Origin of the sequence: Calidithermus terrae (assembly GCF_003574345.1) — a bacterium.
GTDB classification, from domain to species: domain Bacteria; phylum Deinococcota; class Deinococci; order Deinococcales; family Thermaceae; genus Calidithermus; species Calidithermus chliarophilus.
On sequence record NZ_QXDL01000021.1, the window covers coordinates 11,865 to 32,006 of the forward strand.

The window sequence follows — 20,142 nt, forward strand, 5'->3', positions numbered from 1 at the left end:
GTGACGAACTGACCGAATCGGGTATCAGCTATCAGTTCGTGGCTCGTGTCTTGTGTGAACCCCTCCCCGCCGAGGGCCGAGGCGTCCCGCGTCTCACGTTTTGCGTCCTGCGTTTTGCGTTTTGCGTACGACGTAGAACGTACGACCGCGTTTAGCGTTTAGCGTTTAGCGTTCGGCTATCAGCTATCGACTATCAGCTATCGACACCCTCAAGGCCGCATCCGCCGCTCGAGCGCCCTCGACTCGTTGATGGGCAGCGGGGCGTTCTTGAGGTCGCTGGACACGCGCAGGGCGGCGTGCTGGCTGGCGGGCTCGAGCTCGTAGCCGTCGAACCAGTAGTTGCGGATGCTCACGCCCGCGGCCAGGGCGCTCGCCACCACCGTGTCGTAGGCCTGCTTGGCCTGCACGGCCGCGGCGCTGTAGTCCATGGCCTTGTAGGCCTTGAGCGCTTCGGCCATCTTGGCGTCGGCCTCCTTGAGGGGGGCGGGCACGGCCTTGGGGTCGAGCTTCTTGGCCTCGAGCATGGCCTGCAGGATGGCGCCGCCGGAGTTGAGGTAGGCCGCGACCAAGTAGCGGTTCATGGCGTCGCGGTTGAACTGCCCGAACTCGGCGGTGAGGTCGATGTAGCTCATGGTGCTGTTGGACATGTCGCCCAGCCAGGCGTAGTAGAACTCGTTGCTGGGGCCGTAGTCCTTGTTGCTCGCCGAGTCGTAGCCGTCGTGGGGGTGCGAGAGGGCGATGTGGTGCCCGACCTCGTGGGTGACGGTGGTGGTGTAGCCATAGCGGGCCTTGGCGATGGGGTTGTTGGCCGCGTAGATGAGGGTCTGGGTGCCCGAGCGCCAGTCGTCGTCGGCCAGGCCCAGGTAGGGGATGTCGCCGGCGACGTTGTAGGCGAAGATGGGGATCTCGTAGCCGGCGCCGCCCTGGAAGAAGCCCGGCTGCTTCATCTCGAGCAGGTTGTCGATGAAGGCGTTGGCGCCGGCGCTCGAGGCCTGCTGGCTGAGCGCGTACTGCGGGTAGCAGACCTCGGCGTCGAAGTAGGACTCGAAGGCGCACTGGGCCTGGGCGTCGTAGGTGAGCTCGCGGACGGTGGCGGCGAAGTCGTTGATCGGCTGCAGCGCCTTCAGCAGCGCCACGGTGAGGTCGGGGTCGAAGAGGTCTTGCCCCTTATCCCCGGCCGCCGCCTCGTTGTAGAAGTTGACGTTGAGCAGGATGTCGTCGGGGATCTGGTGCGGGGTGAGGGTCACGCGGTAGAGCGGCGAGGGGGTGAACAGCAGGTTGATCGCCACGTAACGGGTGATCTTGCCCAGGTCGCCGGAGAGGTCGTTGAAGGGGCGGTAGGTGAGCTTGGGGTTGCCGTACTCCCACACCGGCGGCATGCGGTAGTCGGTCTTGCCGTCGCCGTCGAGGTCGGCGCGGGTGATGTCCCAGTTGTCGCTCTGGGCCTCGGGGCCGGCCGAGAGGTCGTGGAACCACACGCGGGCGGTGCTGCCCAGCGAGGCGCCCGCGCCCTGGCGGTCGTCGGGGATGCTGCCGCCCCAGGCGCTCATCTTGCGCGAGGAGAGCAGCTCGCCGAAGTTGAACCCGGTGTCGGGGTCGGGCTCGTCGGTCTTGACGTAGACGTGGTGCTTGAAGTCGGGGCGGCCGTACCAGTTGACGAAGAAGATGGTGTAGTTCTTGGGGTCCACCCCGGCCTTGCCCGCGTTCTCGACCAGCCACTTCTCGGTCTGGAAGGCGTCGATCCAGTAATTCTCGGTGACCTTCTTGCTGATGTTGGGGGCGTCGCCGGGGCAGGGCTCGCCGGCGCCCAGGTCGGCCTGGCAGTTGTAGGACTCCTGGTACACCGTCAGCGGCTGCTTCTGGGCCAGCTCGTTCAGCTTGGCGAAGAACTCGTCCTCGAAGGCCTGGGGGGCGAACTTGACGTTGTACTTGTAGGTGAAGCTCGTGCCCGTCAGCTCCTTAGCGGGCTTTTCCAGGTAGAAGGTAGGGTAGCGGTTGACGGCGCTGTACTTGGCAGGCAACACCTTCTTGAACTCGTCGAGGTTGATCTGCCGGGGGCCGTTGCCCTCCTCATACCCTACAAAGACGACGTTAACGGTCAGTTGCTGCTCGATCTCCAGCACGCTGCCGGGCCTGAAGGTCTGGAAACCCTTGCCGTCGCCGCCGCCCGACAGGTTGCACGAGCTGAGCGCCAGCGCCGTGAGGACTAAAGCCGTTGGTCGAACCCAAATTCGCATACCACCTCCACAAACGAACTTCTCAATCTTCTCATGCGATGAATGAGAAGCCTTTGGAACACGTTAGAACGGCTAACGCCCCCCTAAACAAGGCTCACCGTCTGGCCGAGCGGCCTGTAAGGCCCCTTTCAGTGCGGGCCTCGAGGGTCCTTATGCTATAGGCGTGAGCCTGCCCTCGCCTACCCTACCCCCCCCAGCCACCCAAGACCCGGCCATCCGGCTGCGCCAGGTGTCGGTGCAGTTCGACGGCCGCGCGGTGCTGCGGGGGGTGGACCTCGAGGTCGCCCGGGGCGAGTTCATCGCCATCATCGGGCCCTCGGGCGGCGGCAAGAGCACGCTGCTGCGGGTGGTGGCCGGGCTGCAAAAGGCCCACGGCGGCGAGGTCAGCGTGAGCGGCCAGCCGGCCATGGTCTTCCAGGACTACCGCCTGCTGCCCTGGCGCACCGTCGAGCAGAACATCCGGCTGCCCATCGAGCTCACCGGGCGCGGCAAGGTCAGCACCCACCTGGGCATGAGGCCCTATTTGCACCTCTACCCCCACCAGCTCTCGGGGGGCATGAAGGCCCGCGTCGCCATCGCCCGCGCCCTGGCCCAGGACGCCGAAGTGCTGCTGATGGACGAGCCCTTCGCCGCCCTCGACGCGCTGGTGCGCGAGCGCTTCAACCTCGAGCTCAAGGAGCTGCACAAGAAGAGCGGCAAGACCATCCTCTTCGTCACCCACTCCATCCGCGAGGCGGTCTACCTGGCCGACCGGGTGGTGGTGCTGAAGGGAGGCCTGATCGAGACCGTGCTCGACACCCGCGACGAGGGCCGCATCACCGCCTTCACCGACGGCGTGGAGGCCGAGCTGCGCGCCCGGCTGGGCGTGGCCGACTCCACCCACGTCGAGCCCCCCGCCAAGCCGCTGCGCCCGCCGTGGGAACTGCTCGGCGTGCTGGGCCTCACCGGCCTGCTGCTGCTGAGCTGGACGCTGCTCTCCGCCCGCATCCCCCTGTTCTTCCCCTCGCCCCTGGCGGTGTGGCAGGCCGCCCTGCAGAACGCCCCCCAGCTCGCCCAAAGCGCCCTCGCCACCCTCCAGATCGCCGCGCTGGGCGTGCTGTGGTCGCTGCTCATCGGCACCCCCATCGGCTACCTGATGGGCCGCCTGCGCACCATGGAGCGGCTGCTCTCCCCCTTCATCGTGGCGTTGCAGGCCATCCCCACCGTGATCGTGGCCCCGCTGCTGGTGATCTGGTTCGGCTTCAGCCTCGAGGCCAAGCTCATCACCACCACCCTCATCTCGATCTTCCCGGTGATGGTCTCGACCATGGTCGGCGTGCGCGAGGTGGACCGCACCTACCGCGAGGTCTTCCAGACCATCGGGGCCAATCCCTGGGGCATCCTGACCAAGCTCGAGCTCCCCGGCGCCCTCCCCGTGCTCCTGGGCGGCCTGCGCCTCACGGTCTCCCTCGCCCTCATCGGCGCCGTCGTCGCCGACTTCACCTTCCAGGGTCAGGGCCTGGGCGCCTTCGCCAACACCGAGCGGCTGTCCTTCCGCTACGCCAACGCCTTCGCGGCGGTGGGGGTCAACGTGGTCCTGGGCATCGCGCTTTACGGGCTGGTGACGCTGCTGGAGTACTGGGTGCTGCGTTACCGCAGGCGGTAGGCGCCACCGCGCCAGTGCCGTTTCTCGACCGTCCGGACGTTCTCTACGCCGCTCAGATATTCGAGGTAGGGGATCAGCTCGAGCAATTCCGTGTCGTCGGCCGCGCCGAGGTAGGGCCGGACCGGCACCCAATTCCCGTAGTTGCGCTCCAGCTTCTCCGGGCTGTCATCGACCACGAGAACGTGCTCGAGGCGGTAACCCCGCCGCCGCAATTTCTTCAGGTCCTTGATCCAGTAGTGCTCTCCCATGGCCGGGTCGTAGCCCTGGGTGCAGCGCTCCCGGCTCCAGACGAAGCTCAGCAGGATGCCCGGAGGGACGAGAGCCTCGAGCGCCCGCTCAACATAGAGCTTGCCCGCCGAGCTCCAGACGGCCAACTCGTACCAAGAGGCGACTGAGGCGATGAAGTGCCGGGCGTAAGGCCTCCAGTAGACGAAATAGTCAAACAGGATGAGGTCGGGAGCTCGCTCGAGCGGCCTCCGAGCTGCATGGAACAGGGTCTCGTCCAGGTCCAGGACGAGCAGCTTGCGGGTCAACCCCATTCCTCCCTCGTCCGTTGCAGCAGGTTATAAGCGAACTCTTCCATCAGCTCCGGACGCTGTTCGGATAGTTCCCAGAGGAGTTCCAGCAGGGCTTCGTCGGAGAGTTCTTGCAGGGCTAACTGCTTGGGGTCTGCTGTCTTTTTCTTCCGCCTGCGCTTGGCTTGGAAGATCTCAGGAGCTTCCTGGATGGCGTAGGCCACCGCCACCACGTGCTTGCACACCGGGCCCCAGGTGTAGGGGCACGAGCAGCCCCAGTCCTGCTTTTCCAGGTCGATCCAGGCGCGGTAGGGGTAGGGGGCGCTGCCCTTGATGCGGGCGCTGTAGCGCTTGCCCTGCCGGGTGCCCTCGAGCACCATCCCCCGGCTGAACAACGCATAGCCCCGGTCCTGCACCTCGAGACCGGCCAAAGCCATGACCTCAGACGGATCGAACTCGGCCAAGGTTCTTCCATCATAGCGAGGCTGGCCTGGTCTACTTTTCGCCCGGCCTTCCAGCGGCTAAACTGACAGCGGGCCGAAAGGCCCATTCCTTCAGGGCGGAGTGCAAATCTCCACCGGCGGTACAGCCCGCGAAGCCTGGAAATCTGCGGCACATCCAGGCCCGACCCGGTGAAACTCCGGGGCCGACCGTGACAGTCGGGATGGGAGAAGGAGTGAAGCTCGAGTCACCTGGCTCGAGCGCGAGGCATGTGCAACACCTCATAACCGCAAACCCCACACAACGCTTGGCTTTCCGTGGCGTCGGCCGGTTCGTGCCTGGCCGGGTTCCGCCTTGGGTCGCACGTGTGACGTGAGGTTTGCTCAGATGAAAAAGTGGGTCTTCGTGGTCTTGGCGTTGGTGTTCTCGCTGGCTCAGGCCGAAAAGGTGCGGGTGGGGCTGGGCTACCTGCCCGACGTGCAGTTCGCGCCGTTCTACGCGGGGGTGGTGGAGGGGATCTACGGGAAGAGGGGGCTCGAGGTCGAGTTCCAGCACGGTTTCGCCAGTGAGCTCTACCCCCTGCTCGCGCAGGGCAAGCTCGACTTCGTGGTCGCCGACGCCGAGGACGTGATCGCGCTGCGGGCGCAGGGCATCCCGCTCAAGTACGTCATGGCGCTGTACCAGTCGGTGCCCAACGCCCTCTTCTCGCTGGCCGAGAAGAACATCAAGTCGGTGCGCGACCTCAAGGGCAAGACCATCGGCATGCCGGGGATGTTCGGGGTTTCGCTGACCTCCTTGCAGGCCATCCTGCGGGCGGCAGGCTTGAAGGAAAGCGACGTCAAGATCGTCAACATCGGCTTCACCCAGGCCGAGGCCGTCGTGCAGAAGCGGGTGGACGTGGCGATGGGCTTTGTCAACAACGAGCCGGTCTTCCTGCAGAGCCAGGGGGTCAAGCTCAACGTGATCCCCGCCGGGCCCTACAACCGCTCGCCGGGCAACGGCGTCATCAGCACCGACAAGGTGCTCGAGAACACCGACCTCGCCCGCCGCTTCCTCGGCGCCTCGCAGGAGGCCGTGGCCTTCACCCTCGCCAACCCGCGCAAAGCCTTCGAGGCCGCCAAGAAGTACGTGCAGAACCTCGACGAGATGCGCTACCGCGTGCTCACCGCCTCCGTCCGGCTCTACGAGTCGCCCTACAGCCGCCAGGCGGGGCTGGGGTTCTCCAACCCCCAGGCCTGGGTCAGCAGCCTCAGCCTGCTCAAGGCCACCGGGCGCGTGAGCACCAACCTCCCGGCGACCGAGTTCTACACCAACGCCTTCCTGACCCCCAAACTCCAGGCCAAGTAGCGGGCAGTCCTCGAGACGGCGGCGGGCTGTGGCCCGCCGCTCGCGTTTTCCACCGGCCTACAGGTGGGCCTTGAACCACTCGAGCGTCATGCGCCAGGCGTCCTCGGCGGCGTCCTTCTTGTAGTTGGCGCCGGTGTCGTTGTGGAAGGCGTGGTTGGCGCCCTCGTAGATCTTGATCTGATAGCGGACGTTGGCCTTCTTGAGCGCCTCCTCGAGCGCGGGGATGCCCGCGTTGATGCGCGCGTCGTTGCCGCCGTAGATGCCCAGCACCGCGGCCTTGATGTTGGGCACCTTGGCGAGGTCGGGGGCGGGGCCGTAGAAGGGCACGGCGGCTTTGAGCTCGGGGGCCTCGGTCGCCAGCCGCCAGGTCAGGCCGCCGCCGAAGCAGAAGCCGACCGCGCCCAGCCGGTCGGCCTGCACGCCCGGCGTGGCCTTGAGCACCTTGAGGGCCTCGAGCAGGTTGGCGACGTGCTCGTCGCCGGGGGTCTGGGCCAGGAAGCTGGAGATCTGGGCGGTGTCGGTGGTCCGGGCCGTGCCCCCGATCTTGGAGACGAGGTCGGGGGCCAGGGCGATGTACCCCGCCTTGGCGAGGCGGCGGGCGACGTCGTGGATGTGCGGCTGCAGCCCCCGGTTCTCGTGGATCACCAGGATGCCCGGCGCGGCCGTGACCCCTTTGGGCTTGGCCCGGTAGGCCAAGTGGGTGAAGCCGCGGGCCGGGTACTCGATCATCCCGGCCTCGATCGCGGGGTCGTTGGGGTCTACGAGCGGCTGTCCCTGCGGCGGGGTGGCCTGCGCCGCCCCTTCCTGCGCCTGCGCCAGCTCGGCCGTGCTCACCCCGGCGATGCCCAGCGAGGCCAGCAGGGCCCGCGCCCCGCCCACCCCGCCGCCCAGCAGCACCATGCGGCGCAAAAACTCCCGGCGCTCGAGCTCGCCCTCACGGTAATCCTCGGCGAATTCCTCGACGACGTAGCGGTACAAATCCTGACGTCCCGGCTCCATACCGTTCCTCCTTGTCCACAACCAGGGCTATTCAACCCACAACCCTCTGCCCGGCGTTAGGACCCCGCCCGCATTTGCCCTCAGCCCGCCAACAGTTATGCCTAAGCTTGGGGCCCTACGGTTGCGTTATGGATGGTACGCACAAACGCCCCAGCGAGGATTCAGCCATCATCCCGGACAAGACCCCCGAGGACATGAGCGAGAAAGACCTCGACGAGGCGCTCGAGGACACCTTCCCCGCCAGCGACCCCCTGCCCGCCTCGGGCACCATCTCGCCCAAGTCGGAGCCCGAGGGGAGCAAGCCGGAGAAAGAGTAGGAGGTAGCGATGTCCAACATGGCGGTGTACCTGATCGGTTTCATAGTCCTTATGGTCGGCCTGATCTACGGCGCCAACCTGCTGGGGGTTCCCCAGACGTGGATCATCGTGGGGGCCATCATTTTGGCGGGCGTCGGCATCATGACGGCCGTGGGAACCCGCCGCAAAGACCCGCCGGTAAACTAGCGGCCCAAAAGCGAGGGGGCGGGCCTGAGCCCGCCCCCTCCTCGTGCCTCTGTCAGATGGGGTTGCCGTTGTAGGTGACGGTGTAGCTGTTGCAGCCGGTGTACTGGATCACCAGCTTGTTGCCCGCGTTGTCCTGGAAGGTGGCCTTCCCGCTGACGAAGGTGCTCGTGCAGCTCGAGCTGTGCTCCAGGTTCTCGCCTTTCATGTCGAGGACGTAGTTCTCGCCGTCCAACTTGTACACGAAGCGGCCGGTGAAGTTGACGAAGCCCGCGTCGTAGGGGTCGCTGTTGCCGTCCGACTTAGGCGTGTAGGACATGTTCACGCCGAAAGCGAGCTTGTCGTCGTTCTCCTGGATCAAGTAGCCGTACCGGACGTTGTAAGCGCCACCCGCCCCGGGGGTATAGTCGATGCCCAGGGCCAACCGGGCGGTGTCGGTGCCGTCGGTCAGGCTGAGGTCGATGAGGAAGGTAAAGCCGCCCGCCGGGTTGCTGTCGTTCTTATCCTGCATCCCCAGGAGCAGGCCGTTGGCGGTCACGCCGTCTTCCTTGCAGTTGTTGTAGCGGATCTCCGCGTAGACCGGGATGCCGTCCCCGTCGTTATCTACGATGTCCCCGTCGTCGGGGAAGGTGACGGTGCCACCTTGCTCGCAATTTGCCGTGCCCTGGATCCGGAGGGACCCGCCCGTGAGCTGAACCCGTCGGAGGTCTTTGGCTACCGTGGGGTATTCCTTCTCCACCAGGGCCGCCGCTGCTTCCGTCGGGCTGGCAGAGCTAGGGCCGAAGTCGCCGGTCAGGCCCACCGCAATCTGGTTTATGGCTCCGACCAGAGCGCTCTTGTTTGCGCTGGCCTGGCTCTGGCTGAAGCTGGTGGGCGAGTCCGAGGGAACGCCCGGCACGTTGTTGCTCAGGTTGGGAGCGCCCGAGCACGCCGCCAGGATGCCAAGGGCGGCCACCAGACCGAACAACTTTACTTGCAGTTTCATACGCCTCCTCATTACTCCGCACAAGTTCGGGCCAGACCTCATGAGCAGCGGGTAACCGTACGACCTTTCTTCTGGCCCGGCTCTATAGCTCTGTTACCCAAGTCCTACGCTACCGGACGATTGTCTTCCCGCATTAGCCAAATTCAAGACAGAAGCTTAATGTAACCCTCACGTAGCGCCCGGCCGGGCCGGGCGCTGAGGCGTGCGCTTCTCGAGCCCCCCGCCGCCAAAGCGTGTTATCATGGCTCCATGAAGTTCGCCGGACGGCTACTAGAACTACCGGGAGGCCCCTGCTAAGAAGCCAGGTGTCCGGCCTCCCCCTTCGGCGTGAAGGGGGATTTTTAGTACCCCGAGCCGGAATCAAGCCGGCAGGCACCCCTAGCGGTGACGCGGCCCATAAAGCCGAGCGCGGCGCCCGGTTCGGGGATCCCGGCCAAAGAGAGGGACGAAAACGATGAGCATGGACAAATACAACCCCCACGAGCTCGAGCCCAAGTGGCAGAAGTACTGGCAGCAGACCGGCCTGCTCGAGGCCAAGGAGGGCGGGGCCAACAAGAGCTACGTCCTGGTGATGTTCCCCTACCCCTCCGGCGACTTGCACATGGGCCACCTCAAGAACTACACCATGGGCGACGTGCTGGCCCGATGGCGCACCCAGCAGGGCTACTCGGTCTTGCACCCCTTCGGCTGGGACGCCTTCGGCCTGCCCGCCGAGAACGCGGCCTTGAAGTTCGGCGTCAGCCCCGCCGACTGGACCTTCGGCAACATCAAGCAGTCGAAGGAGTCGCTCGCCTTAATGGGCATCCAGTACGACTGGAGCCGCGAGGTCACGACCTGCACCCCCGAGTACTACAAGTGGAACCAGTGGATCTTCCTCAAGATGTACGAGAAGGGGCTGGCCTACCGCAAGAAGAGCTACGTCAACTGGGACCCGGTCGAGCAGAGCGTGCTCGCCAACGAGCAGGTCATCGACGGGCGCGGCTGGCGCAGCGGGGCCTTGGTCGAGAAGCGCGAGCTCGAGCAGTGGTACCTCAAGATCACCGACTACGCCGAGCGCCTCTTGAACGACCTCGACAAGCTCCCGCGCTGGCCCGAGAAGGTCAAGGCCATGCAGCGGGCCTGGATCGGCAAGAGCACCGGGGCCGAGTTCGACTTCCAGGTCAAGGGCCACGACGCGAAGATCCGGGTCTTCTCCACCCGCCCCGACACCATCTTCGGCGCCACCTTCATGGTGCTGGCCCCCGAGCACGAGCTCGTCGCCCGGATCACCACCCCCGAGCAGAAGGAGGCCGTCGAGGCCTACGTCGCGGCCACCCGCATGAAGAGCGAGGTCGAGCGGCAGCGCGAGGACCGCGAGAAGACCGGGGTCTGGACCGGGGCCTACGCCGTCAACCCGGCCAACGGCAAGGAGATCCCGGTCTGGATCGCCGACTACGTGCTCTCGGGCTACGGCACCGGCGCGATCATGGCGGTGCCGGGGCAGGACGAGCGCGACTGGGAGTTCGCCGAGAAGTTCGGGCTCGAGATCGTCCGCACCGTGCAGCCCCCTGCGGGCTGGCAGGGCAAGGCCTACACCGAAGACGGCCCGGCCATCAACTCCGGCTTCCTGGACGGCCTCCACGTCGAGGACGCCAAGAAGAAGGTCATCGCCTGGATGGAGGAGCGAGGCATCGGCGAGGGCAAGGTCAACTACCGCCTGCGCGACTGGCTCATCAGCCGCCAGCGCTACTGGGGCACGCCCATCCCCATGATCCACTGCGATAGCTGCGGCATCGTGCCGGTGCCTTACGAGCAATTGCCGGTGGTGCTCCCCACGCTCAAGGACGTGGAGGACATCCGGCCCAAGGGCAAGAGCCCCCTGGCCGCTCACCCCGAGTTCTACGAGGTCGATTGCCCCTCCTGCGGCGGCAAGGCGCGGCGCGACACCGACACCATGGACACCTTCATCGACTCGTCCTGGTACTTCCTGCGCTACGCCGACGCGGGCAACGAGGAGGTGCCCTTCGACCCCGAGAAGGCCAATTTCTGGATGCCCGTGGACCAGTACATCGGCGGCATCGAGCACGCCATCTTGCACCTGCTCTACGCCCGCTTCTTCACCAAGTTTTTGCACGACCTGGGCATGGTGGAGGCCGAGGAGCCCTTCGAGGGCCTCTTCACCCAGGGCATGGTGCAGGGCTGGACCGACGTGGGGCCGGTGGAGGTGAAGGACGGGCAGATCCGCTTCCTGACCTCCGAGCGCCGGGCCAAGCTGGACATCCCCGAAACCCTCACCGTGGACGAAGCCCGCAAGAGCGGGGCCGAGCTGCGCACCCACGACGACGGCAGCACCCACTTCTGGAAGCCCGCCACCATGTCGAAGAGCCTGGGCAACGGCGTGATGGTGGGGCCCTTCGTGCGCGAGCAGGGCGCCGACATCGCCCGCATCACCATCCTCTTCGCCGCCCCGCCCGAGAACGAGATGATCTGGACCGAGGAGGGCGTGCAGGGCGCGTGGCGCTACCTCAACCGGGTGTGGCGCCTGGTGGCCGAGAACCTGTCCGAGCTCGAGGCCCAGGGCGACGTGCACGAGCCCAAGGCCCTCACCGGCGCCGACAGGGCGCTCTACCAGAAGCTGCACCAGACCATCAAGAAGGTGAGCGAGGACATCGAGGCGCTGCGCTTCAACACCGCCGTGGCCGCGCTGATGGAACTCCTGAACGCGATGTACGACTACCGTAAGGACAACCCGGTCACCCCGGTGTTCCGCCTCGCCACGCTCAACTACGTGCAGATGCTCGCCCCCTTCGCCCCCCACATCGCCGAGGAGCTGTGGCACCGGTTCCACGACTCCTCCGTCTTCGAGGCCCGCTGGCCCGCCGTGGACGAGGAGGCTTTGGTGGCCGACGCCTTCGAGCTGGTGGTGCAGGTCTCGGGCAAGGTGCGCGGCAAGGCCACCGTCCCCGCGCAGGCCAGCGAAGACGAGATCAAGCGCATCGCCCGCGAGATCCCCAACGTGCAGGCGCACATCAACGGGAAGCAGGTGGTGAAGGAGATCTACGTGCCGGGGAAGCTGCTCAACATCGTGGTGCAATAGCTCGAGCGCCCTCGCTCTATCCCCCCAACCCCCCTTATTAAGGGGGGCTTTTCACGGCTTGGTGAAGGCACAATAAGGCAGGAAACCCAAAGTTTTACCGTGCCCAGCAGTCAATTCCCCCCTTAACAAGGGGGGATAGGGGGGATAACCCTTCAAAAGGGAGGTTAATTTTGGAGGTATTCTCAGGCAGAATAACTCCGCCATGTCTCGCCGCTTCCTGACCTACAACCCCAAGCTTATAGAGCGTGCTAAAGAACTTCGCAAAAACATGACCGCTGCCGAGCGGAAGTTATGGGCCTATTTACGAACCCTCGAGCCCCGCTGGTTGCGCCAGCGCCCGATTGATCAGTACGTCGTGGATTTCTACTGTGCCGAACGCAAGCTGGTGATCGAGGTAGATGGACACTCACATTTCACCGAGGATGGGCAAGCTTACGATGCCGAGCGCACGGCTGTCCTCGAGGGGCTAGGTTTGAAGATTTTGCGCTTCACCAACAGCGAAGTATTGGAGGAGTTCGAGGGAGTCTGCGAACAGGTTTCGAAGCTCGTAGCGACCTCGAGCTGGTCGCAAGGGTGACGACTCCTTGGACTGGAAGTCCAAGGCTTCTCGGGAATCACGGATATACCATGCCCGAAGGCTCCGTCCGAGCCCAGAAAACCTTGACTCCGTATCGGCAGGCGAGCGCAATGCTTCCAGCTCTGCCACGGGTGTTCGTTTGGAGTTTTACCCATCAGACTACCCGATGGAACCCCCTACTCCAAGTTTCAAGGTGCATGGGGAAGCCTGTCCCCAAGAGGATTATACCCCACATCCGCCGCCCACTATGTTATGTCCACCTGCGGTGGACGTGGGGAGTCCATGTATCCCCGGACCGAAAGTCCGGGGGATTATAGCCCCCCACACCCCCCTTTTCTCTAATGCGACACAGCCTCAAACAATCCGCTTCCCCGGCCCTCCCCACTCGAGCCCGAACAGCCCTGCCCACGTCGCCGCCAGGTCGGCGAAGGTCTCGCGGGTGCCCAGGTCCCGCCCGGCCAGGCCCGGCCCTACCGCCAGCAGCATGCCGTACTCGCGGGTGTGGTCGGTGCCGCGCCAGGTGGGGTCGTTGCCGTGGTCGGAGACGATGAAGAGGTAGTCGCCGGGCCCCAGCCCGGCCAGGATGCCGGGGAGGGCGGTGTCGAAGTCGCGCAGGGCGGCGGCGTAGCCTTCGGGGTTGCGGCGGTGGCCGAATTTGGCGTCGAAGTCAACGAGGTTGGTGAAGACCAGGCCGGAGAAGTCCTGCTGCATGAGCCCCATCGTGCGGGCGATCCCGTCGGCGTTGTTCTTCGACTTCACCTCGCGGGTGAAGCCGCGGTGGGCGTAGATGTCGGGGATCTTGCCCACCCCCACCACCTCGAGCCCCCCCTCCTTGAGCACGTCGAGGACGTTGTGGGGGGGCTCGAGGGCGAAGTCCTTGCGCAGGTCCTCGCGGCGGCTAAAGCTCCCCGGCTGGCCCTCGAAGGGGCGGGCGATCACGCGGGCGACGGCCAGCGGCCCCACCAGCATCTCGCGGGCCGCGCGGCACCACGCGTAGAGGGTCTCGAGCCCCACCTTGCCGGTGTGGGCGGCCACCTGGAACACCGAGTCGGCGGAGGTGTAGACGATGGGGAAGCCGGTCTCGAGGTGGGCGTCGCCGTAGTCGCGGATGGCGTCGGTGCCGGAGTAGGGCCGGTTCAGGAGCCAGCCCCCCACCCCGATGCGCTCGGCGTAGCGCTGGAGGAAGTCGTGCGGAAAACCCTGTGGAAAAACCTGGAAGGGGTGCTCGAGCTGGACGCCCACGAACTCCCAGTGCCCGGTCGAGGTGTCCTTGCCGGGGTTGACCTCGGCCATGCGGCCGAAGGCGCCCTGGGGGGCTTCCGCCGGGGGCAGGCTGTGGACCCCGGGCACGCGGCCCAGGCCCAGCGCGGCGAGGTTGGGCAGTTCCACGCCGGTCTTGAGCACGGTGTGGTCGAGGGTGTCGGCCCCCTCGTCGCCGAAGCGGGCGGCGTCGGGGAGGTAGCCCAGGCCCACGGAGTCGAGGACGATGGTGGTGATCTTCATGGCCTGAGCATAAGCGCTCAGCGCTGGTTGAGCAGCTCGGCGAGCCTCGAGAGGCAGCGGCCGAACTTCTTGGCGAAGGCCCCGTGGCGGTAGCCCTCGAGGAAGATCTGCTCCAGCGGCACCCCCGAAGCCCGGAGCTGCAGGCCGCGGTCGTAGAGCTTGTCCACGAAGTGCACGAAGCGCAGGGCGTCGTTGAGGTCGGGGATGGGGGCCAGGCCCTCGAGGTAGACGACCTCGAGCGACTCGAAGAGGTAGCGGTAGCGGATGGGGTGCAGCCCGCGCAGCAGGTAGAACAGCTCGCCGAAGGAGTCGTAGCTGGCCGCCCGGGTCTCCTCGTGGTAGAGCTCCTCGAGCTCCTCCGCCTCGAGGGGCAAGGGCGGGTGCTGGAAGTCGCGGTGGCGGTAGTCCTCACCGTCGATGCTCTCCACCGCGAAGCGGCGGGCCAGGCTCTGGATCTGGATGCGGAACTGCTCGGCGTTGAAGCGGCCCTGGCCCAGGGCGCTGGGCTGGGTGTTGGAGGTGGCGGCCACCCGCAGGCCCCGCTCCATGGTCTGGCCGAGCAGGTTGGTGACCATCTGGGCGTTGCCGGGGTCGTCGAGCTCGAACTCGTCGATGAAGAGGTAGGCCAGGCCCCCGAAGCGCTCGACCGCCTGGGTCATGCCCATCAGGCCCACCGCGTAGGTGAGCTCCTCGAAGGAGAGGTAGGCCTTGGGGCCGGGGGCCTGCCAGTAGGCCGCCACCAGGAGGTGGGTCTTGCCCACCCCGAAGCCCCCGTCGAGGTAGACGCCGCGGGGGTCGGGCAGCCGCTTGCGGAAGAAGCCCTGCGGCCGGTCGCGCACCCAGCGGCTCAGGCGTTCCTTGGCCGCGGCCTGGGAGGAGAAGCGGGGGTCGGGCTGGTAGGAGTCGAAGGTGGCGCGGCTGTAGCGCGGCGGCGGCACGAATTGGGCCAGCAGGGCCTCGAGGTCGATGTGGGGCTGTCGTTCAACCAGGCGCACGGCTCCAAGCCTATCGCCTTTGGCGGGGTTCGGTCAGCGGCCCCGCTCACCCCGCCGCGTCCGGCGAAATTTTCCCGTTTTCCCATAAAACCGGGGCGAAGGGCACAAAAAGGGTATGATCTCTCTTCGGTAAGCACCACCCGGCGCGCGTTATGAAAGCCCAGCCCCGCCCCAACCCCGTCACCGCCCTCAGCAAGAGCGAACTCGAGCGAAGGTTGCGCGAGGCCACCATGCTCAAGCAGATCGTCGCCACCTCGGGGGCGCCGCTCGAGCCGCTCACGGTGCTCAACGTCATCTGCAGCGAGCTGGTGGAGGTGGTGGGCGTGCAGCACGCGGGCTTCGCGCGCATGTCGGAGGACGGGCAGTACCTCACGGTGGTGGCCGAGTTCGGCGGCGAGCACCGCACCGGCCTCAACGACCGCATCCCCCTCAAGGGCAACGTCATCACCCAGAAGGTCATCAAGACCCGCAGGCCCGTGGCCGTGCTCGACGCGCAGAACGACCCCCGCATGGGCGCGGGACGCGAGGCCGCCAGGCACTTCGGGGTGGTGTCCATGCTGATCGTGCCCATCCTCGCCGGCGACCGGGTGGTGGGCACGCTGGGCCTCGACAGCTACGAGCCGCGCAGGTTCGGGCGCAGCGAGGTCGCGCTGGTGGAGGCGGTCTCGAGGGCCGCCTCCCCGCTGCTGGAGAACGCCCACCTCTTCGACCAGCTCAAGACCGAGCTCGCCGAGCGCCAGCGGGCCGAGGAGGAGCTGCGCAAGTCGCGCACGCTCTACCAGGAGCTCGTCAACAGCCTCGAGGGCGTGGTGTGGGAGGCCGAGCTCCACAAGGACAGCCTGGTCTTCACCTTCGTCAGCCGCCAGATCGAGCGGGTGCTGGGCTACGGCATGAGCGAGTTCCTGGGCCCGCGCGAGAGGAGCGTGTGGCCCAGGGTGCTCTACCCCAGCGACTTCGAGCAGGTGGCCCAGCGCCTGCGCACCCTGGCGATCACCCTCGAGACCGCCGAGGTCGAGTACCGCGCCCTCGACAAGGACGGGCGGCTGCACTGGTTCCAGGACCGCATCTCGGCGCTGCGCGAGGTGGACGGCACCGTGCGGCTGCGCGGCCTGATCGTGGACGTGACCGACCACAAGCGCGCCGTGCGGCTGGAGCGCGACCGCAACCTGGCCCTGGAGCTCATCGCGCGGGGGGCCGAGCTGGAGGACATCCTCGAGGTGCTCGTGGAGATGCTCGCCGCCCAGCTCCCCGAAGTCGCCTGCGCCATCCAGGTGCTCAAGAGCGGCCGGGTGCGCTTCGCCGCCAGCACCAACCTCCCCGAGACCCTGCGCCGCTTCTTCGAGGCCGGCGCGACGGGGCCGCTGGGCTACCGGGTGCAGGAGGGCGAGGCCTCGGCCATGCCCGACTTCGAGCAGGAGCAGCGCCTCGACGACCCCGCCCGCCAACTGCTGCTGCGCAGCGGCTACCGCAGCGCCCTCACCCTCCCCGTGACCTCCAAGGAGGTGGTGCTGGGCGCGCTCACCGTCATCAGCCCCAGCCCCCTCGAGCCCGACGTGCGCGCCGCGCACATCGTCGCCGACCTCGCCGCCATCGCCGTCGATCGCCAGGGCCTCATCGAGCAGCTCGAGTACCAGGCCACCCACGACCCCCTCACCAAGCTCCCCAACCGCATGCTCTACCAGCAGCGCCTGACCCAGGCCATGCAGCGCGCCGAGGAGAAGGGCCGCCTGGTGGGGGTGCTCTACATCGACCTCGACAACTTCAAGAAGGTCAACGACACCTTCAGCCACGCCACCGGCGACGAGCTCTTGCGCAGCGTGGCCCGCCAGCTCGCCGCCGCCGTGCGCCCCGGCGACACCGTGGCCCGCCTGGGCGGCGACGAGTTCGGCGTCATCCTGGCCGACCTCCCCTCGGTGCAGATGGCCGAGCGCATCGCCCGCAAGCTGGGCGCCGAGGTGAACACCAGCGTGCGCATCGGCAACCGGGCGCTCGAGGTCACCGCCTCCATCGGGCTGGCCCTCTACCCCCGCGACGGCACCGACGCCGACGCGCTGTACCGCTACGCCGACCGCGAGATGTACGCGGTGAAGGGCAAGCCCGCCGACAAGGCCCCGCCGGCGGCCGAGGGCCAATAGGCGGCGCCCCGCCCGGGCGCCGCGGGCGCTAGAATGGGCTTTGGACTGGACCTCGAGGTTCGCGCATGGCAGTAGACACCCCGTTAATTCCCCGCAAGACTTCCCTGCGGCAGCAGGCCATCAACCTGCTGCGCGGCGCGCTCAAGCCGCTGTATTGGTGGTACGAGAAACGGCTGGAGGCCGAGGTGCGCCACGGCCACGTGCCCCGCCACCTGGGCATGATTCTAGACGGCAACCGGCGCTTCGCCCGCGAGCTGGGCCTCGCCGGCCACGAGGGGCACGAGTTCGGCGTGCAGAAGGCCTACGAGGTGCTCGAGTGGTGCTTGGAGCTCAAGATCCCCACCGTCACCATCTGGGTCTTCTCCACCGACAATTTCAACCGCTCGCAGGTCGAGGTCGAGACCCTCATGAACCTCTTCGTCAAGGAGGCGCGGCGCATGGCCCAGGACCCGCGCATCCACGCCAACGAGGTGCGCGTGAAGGTCATCGGGCGCCACGACCGCTTCCCCCCGAAGGTGCTGCAGGCGCTGGAGGAGCTCGAGGAGGCCACCAAGCACCACGAGGGCATGCTGCTCAACATCGCCATGGGCTACGGCGGGCGCGAGGAGATCGTGGACGCGGTCAAGAGCCTGCTCCTCGAGGCCGCCCGCACCGGCAAGAGCCCCGATGAGCTCGCCGCCGAGCTCGACATGGAGCACATCTCCGAGCGCCTCTACACCGCCGGCGTCCCCGACCCCGACTTCATCATCCGCACCTCGGGCGAGATCCGGCTCTCCGGCTTCTTGCTGTGGCAGGCTGCCTACAGCGAGTACTACTTCTTCGACGCCTTCTGGCCCGCTTTCCGCCGCGTGGACTTCCTGCGGGCCATCCGGGCCTACCAGGGCCGTGAGCGGCGCTTCGGCAAGTAGGCGTTACGCGGGTTCTCGGGGGGCCTCGAGCGCGCTCGAGGCCCTTTCCCATCGCCCCTCGAGCGGCAAACAGCCCAGCGGTATGGATGCGGTCCATATAACGTGGGTTTTCATCACTCAGGACCAATTCTCGATTATCCTTAGGCATGGTCCGAAATTACCGGCCCAAGTTACGCCTGCGCTGGTGGGAATTGCTCGTCCTGGGCGTTCCCGTGATCGAATGGCGGTGAACGGAGGTTGTATGCCGTACGTCCTACGCCGAACGCGGGACGCAATGCGCCCTGGCCCTCGACAGCCCACGAGCCACGGGCCACACGCCCCCTAAACCCGGTCCTCTGCCCCTCCCTGCCATACCGCTCTAATTTTCCCGGCCCGTATACTCCCCCCTGTGCCAGCCGCTATCCGCACCGCGCACCTGCGCAAGGTATTTTGGGGGAGGCCGGCCGTCGAGGACGTGAGCCTCGAGGTCGAGCAGGGGGAGGTGTTCGGCTTTCTCGGCCCTAACGGGGCCGGCAAGACCACCACCGTCAAGATGCTGCTGGGGCTGACCCACCCCACGGCGGGGAAGCTCGAGGTGCTGGGGCGCTCGCCGCAGGACAAGGAGGCCCGGCGTTTCATCGGGTTTTTGCCCGAGATGTTCCGCTTCCACGACTGGCTGAGCGGGGAGGAGTTCTTGCGCTTCCACGGCGAGCTGTACGGGATGGAGGCCGGCGAGTTGCGGCGGCGCATCCCGGAGGTGCTCGAGCAGGTCGGGCTGCTGGGGCGCGAGCGCGAGCGCATCCGGGGCTACTCCAAGGGGATGCAGCAGCGCATCGGGCTGGCGCAGGCCATCCTGCACCGGCCCCGGCTGGTCTTCCTCGACGAGCCCACCAGCGCCCTCGACCCGCTGGGGCGGCGCGAGGTGCGCGAGATCATCGGGCGGCTGAAGGCCCAGGGCACCACGGTCTTCCTCAACTCGCACCTGCTCTCCGAGGTCGAGCAGACCTGCGACCGCATCGCCGTCGTGCACCGGGGGCGGGTGGTGCGCAGCGGGCGCATGGGCGAGCTGCTGGCCGAGCGCCTCGAGGTCGAGCTGCGCGTGGACGCCCTCTCCCCCGCCCTGCTCGAGCGCCTGAAGGGCCTGGGCAGCGTGCGCTCCGCCGGCGGGCAGGGCGCGGTGCTCGAGGTGGACTCCGAGGCCAAGCTCCCGCGCCTGGCCGAGGCGGTGCTCCACAGCGGCGCCCAGCTCTACGCCCTCACCCCCCGGCGCCTGAGCCTGGAGGAGCTGTTCGTCTCGCTCGTGAGCGAGAAGACCGGGCGGAGGGGGGCCTGATGCTCAAGGTGGCCCGCTTCACCCTGCGCGAGGTGGCGCGCAAGCGGCTGCTCTTCGCCCTGGCGCTGCTGACCGTGCTGTTCCTGGCCTTCTTCTTCTACGGGGTCTACCTCCAGGAGCAGGCTTTCGAGCGGCGGGCCCGGGAAGCGGGCCTCGAGCGCTTCCCCCAGGCCGAGTTCGCCTGGATGTTCGTGGTGCTGATGGGCTTGTACATGGTGAACTTCCTGGGCAGCCTGGTGAGCGTGTTCAGCGGGGTGGGCAGCCTCTCGGGCGAGCTCGAGGCCGGCACCCTGCACACCGTCCTCACCAAGCCCATAAGCCGCGCCGAGGTGGTGCTGGGCAAGTGGCTGGGCATGAGCCTGCTGGCCTTCGCCTACATGGCCCTCACCGGGGGCGGCCTGCTGCTGGGCACCTGGCTGATGGTGGGCTACCTCCCCCCCGAGCCCCTCGCCGCCCTGGGCCTGATGGGCCTCAACGCCGTGCTGCTGCTCACCCTCACCCTGCTGGGCTCGTCTTTCCTCCCCACCCTCACCAACGGCATCGGCCAGGTGGTGCTCTACGGGATGGGCTGGACCGGCGGCATCTTAGGCTTCATCGCCCAGTTCACCAACACGCCGCTGCTCGAGCGCCTCTCCAAGGCCAGCACCTGGGCCATCCCCACCGACGCCCTGTGGCGCTTCGCCTCCTACTACCTGCAAAGCCCCGAACTGCTCCAGCTCTCCCGCCAGGACGCCGAAGGCAACCCCTTCGCCGGCAACCGCCCCGCCGACCCCCTTTTCCTGCTGTGGGTAGGCGCATATATCGTCGCGGCGTTGGCACTGGCAGTTTGGATCTTCCGCAAGCGGGATCTGTAGAAGCGGTCAGGAGTAAGCCGTCAGCGGTCAGCTTTCAGCCGTCAGCCCGTGGCATGTGGTGACCCCTCCCCCACCCTCCCCGCCGGCGGGGAGGGGGGGGGAGGGGTCACCAC

Annotated in this window: 17 protein-coding genes and 1 riboswitch; of the genes, 10 read left to right on the top strand and 7 right to left on the bottom strand. The window is 67.0% G+C overall.

Annotated features, from left to right (window positions below; genetic code table 11):
* Positions 1-209: 209 nt before the first annotated feature.
* The gene (locus tag Mterra_RS04080; RefSeq protein ID WP_147372539.1) at positions 210-2,237 is read right to left on the bottom strand and encodes a zinc metalloprotease; all 2,028 of its coding nucleotides are present in this window, start codon (positions 2,235-2,237) and stop codon (positions 210-212) included.
* 163 nt (positions 2,238-2,400) lie between these two features.
* Here Mterra_RS04080 and Mterra_RS04085 point away from each other — a divergent pair, with 163 nt between their 5' ends.
* Positions 2,401-3,882, top strand: coding sequence for an ABC transporter permease subunit (locus Mterra_RS04085; RefSeq protein ID WP_119314011.1), 1,482 nt, complete (start codon positions 2,401-2,403; stop codon positions 3,880-3,882).
* On the opposite strand, the gene Mterra_RS04090 is transcribed toward Mterra_RS04085, so the two are convergent.
* Together Mterra_RS04090 and Mterra_RS04095 are read right to left on the bottom strand one after the other, a co-directional pair.
* Complete coding sequence (locus Mterra_RS04090) at positions 3,867-4,415, bottom strand: HAD family hydrolase (protein ID WP_218022870.1); 549 nt, start codon at positions 4,413-4,415, stop codon at positions 3,867-3,869. The two genes, Mterra_RS04085 and Mterra_RS04090, sit on opposite strands and share 16 nt — an antisense overlap.
* The gene (locus Mterra_RS04095; protein ID WP_119314026.1) at positions 4,412-4,834 is read right to left on the bottom strand and encodes an SWIM zinc finger family protein; all 423 of its coding nucleotides are present in this window, start codon (positions 4,832-4,834) and stop codon (positions 4,412-4,414) included. Before Mterra_RS04095 ends, Mterra_RS04090 begins: the two co-directional genes overlap by 4 nt.
* Before the next feature lie 109 nt (positions 4,835-4,943).
* A riboswitch (FMN riboswitch) is annotated at positions 4,944-5,077 on the top strand.
* Between the two features lie 148 nt (positions 5,078-5,225).
* Between Mterra_RS04095 and Mterra_RS04100 the strand changes: the two genes are divergently transcribed.
* Positions 5,226-6,185, top strand: coding sequence for an ABC transporter substrate-binding protein (locus Mterra_RS04100; RefSeq protein WP_119314013.1), 960 nt, complete (start codon positions 5,226-5,228; stop codon positions 6,183-6,185).
* Positions 6,186-6,242: 57 nt separating this feature from the next.
* On the opposite strand, the gene Mterra_RS04105 is transcribed toward Mterra_RS04100, so the two are convergent.
* Positions 6,243-7,184 carry a dienelactone hydrolase family protein gene (locus Mterra_RS04105; protein WP_119314014.1) on the bottom strand — a complete coding sequence of 314 codons (942 nt, stop codon included), beginning with the start codon at positions 7,182-7,184 and terminating at the stop codon, positions 6,243-6,245.
* A 128-nt stretch (positions 7,185-7,312) separates the two neighbouring features.
* On the opposite strand from Mterra_RS04105, the gene Mterra_RS04110 reads away from it, so the two are divergent.
* Together Mterra_RS04110 and Mterra_RS21760 are read left to right on the top strand one after the other, a co-directional pair.
* Positions 7,313-7,501, top strand: coding sequence for a hypothetical protein (locus Mterra_RS04110; protein WP_119314015.1), 189 nt, complete (start codon positions 7,313-7,315; stop codon positions 7,499-7,501).
* A 9-nt stretch (positions 7,502-7,510) separates the two neighbouring features.
* Positions 7,511-7,687 (top strand): SoxR reducing system RseC family protein, encoded by a 177-nt coding sequence (locus Mterra_RS21760; protein WP_147372540.1) that lies wholly within the window; start codon positions 7,511-7,513, stop codon positions 7,685-7,687.
* A 52-nt stretch (positions 7,688-7,739) separates the two neighbouring features.
* Here the strand turns inward: Mterra_RS21760 and Mterra_RS04115 are convergent, their stop codons facing one another.
* Positions 7,740-8,669: a hypothetical protein gene (locus Mterra_RS04115; RefSeq protein WP_147372541.1), complete on the bottom strand. Its 930-nt coding sequence runs from the start codon at positions 8,667-8,669 to the stop codon at positions 7,740-7,742.
* A 460-nt stretch (positions 8,670-9,129) separates the two neighbouring features.
* Between Mterra_RS04115 and leuS the strand changes: the two genes are divergently transcribed.
* A complete protein-coding gene (gene leuS / locus Mterra_RS04120; protein WP_170159546.1) occupies positions 9,130-11,745 on the top strand; it encodes a leucine--tRNA ligase in 2,616 nt (871 codons plus the stop codon).
* A gap of 202 nt (positions 11,746-11,947) precedes the next feature.
* Complete coding sequence (locus Mterra_RS04125; RefSeq protein WP_119314018.1) at positions 11,948-12,322, top strand: endonuclease domain-containing protein; 375 nt, start codon at positions 11,948-11,950, stop codon at positions 12,320-12,322.
* 354 nt (positions 12,323-12,676) lie between these two features.
* Here the strand turns inward: Mterra_RS04125 and Mterra_RS04130 are convergent, their stop codons facing one another.
* Both Mterra_RS04130 and zapE read right to left on the bottom strand, forming a co-directional pair.
* A complete protein-coding gene (locus Mterra_RS04130; RefSeq protein ID WP_119314019.1) occupies positions 12,677-13,825 on the bottom strand; it encodes a phosphopentomutase in 1,149 nt (382 codons plus the stop codon).
* 17 nt (positions 13,826-13,842) lie between these two features.
* Positions 13,843-14,820, bottom strand: a complete 978-nt coding sequence (zapE, locus tag Mterra_RS04135; protein ID WP_119314020.1) for a cell division protein ZapE — start codon at positions 14,818-14,820, stop codon at positions 13,843-13,845.
* A gap of 152 nt (positions 14,821-14,972) precedes the next feature.
* On the opposite strand from zapE, the gene Mterra_RS04140 reads away from it, so the two are divergent.
* The 4 genes from Mterra_RS04140 (at position 14,973) to Mterra_RS04155 (ending at position 20,029) form a co-directional block, all read left to right on the top strand.
* A complete protein-coding gene (locus tag Mterra_RS04140; protein WP_119314021.1) occupies positions 14,973-16,955 on the top strand; it encodes a diguanylate cyclase domain-containing protein in 1,983 nt (660 codons plus the stop codon).
* Between the two features lie 65 nt (positions 16,956-17,020).
* Positions 17,021-17,863 carry an isoprenyl transferase gene (locus Mterra_RS04145; protein ID WP_119314022.1) on the top strand — a complete coding sequence of 281 codons (843 nt, stop codon included), beginning with the start codon at positions 17,021-17,023 and terminating at the stop codon, positions 17,861-17,863.
* A gap of 388 nt (positions 17,864-18,251) precedes the next feature.
* Positions 18,252-19,175, top strand: a complete 924-nt coding sequence (locus Mterra_RS04150) for an ABC transporter ATP-binding protein (protein ID WP_218022871.1) — start codon at positions 18,252-18,254, stop codon at positions 19,173-19,175.
* Positions 19,175-20,029 carry an ABC transporter permease gene (locus tag Mterra_RS04155; RefSeq protein WP_119314024.1) on the top strand — a complete coding sequence of 285 codons (855 nt, stop codon included), beginning with the start codon at positions 19,175-19,177 and terminating at the stop codon, positions 20,027-20,029. Before Mterra_RS04150 ends, Mterra_RS04155 begins: the two co-directional genes overlap by 1 nt.
* Positions 20,030-20,142: the final 113 nt, after the last annotated feature.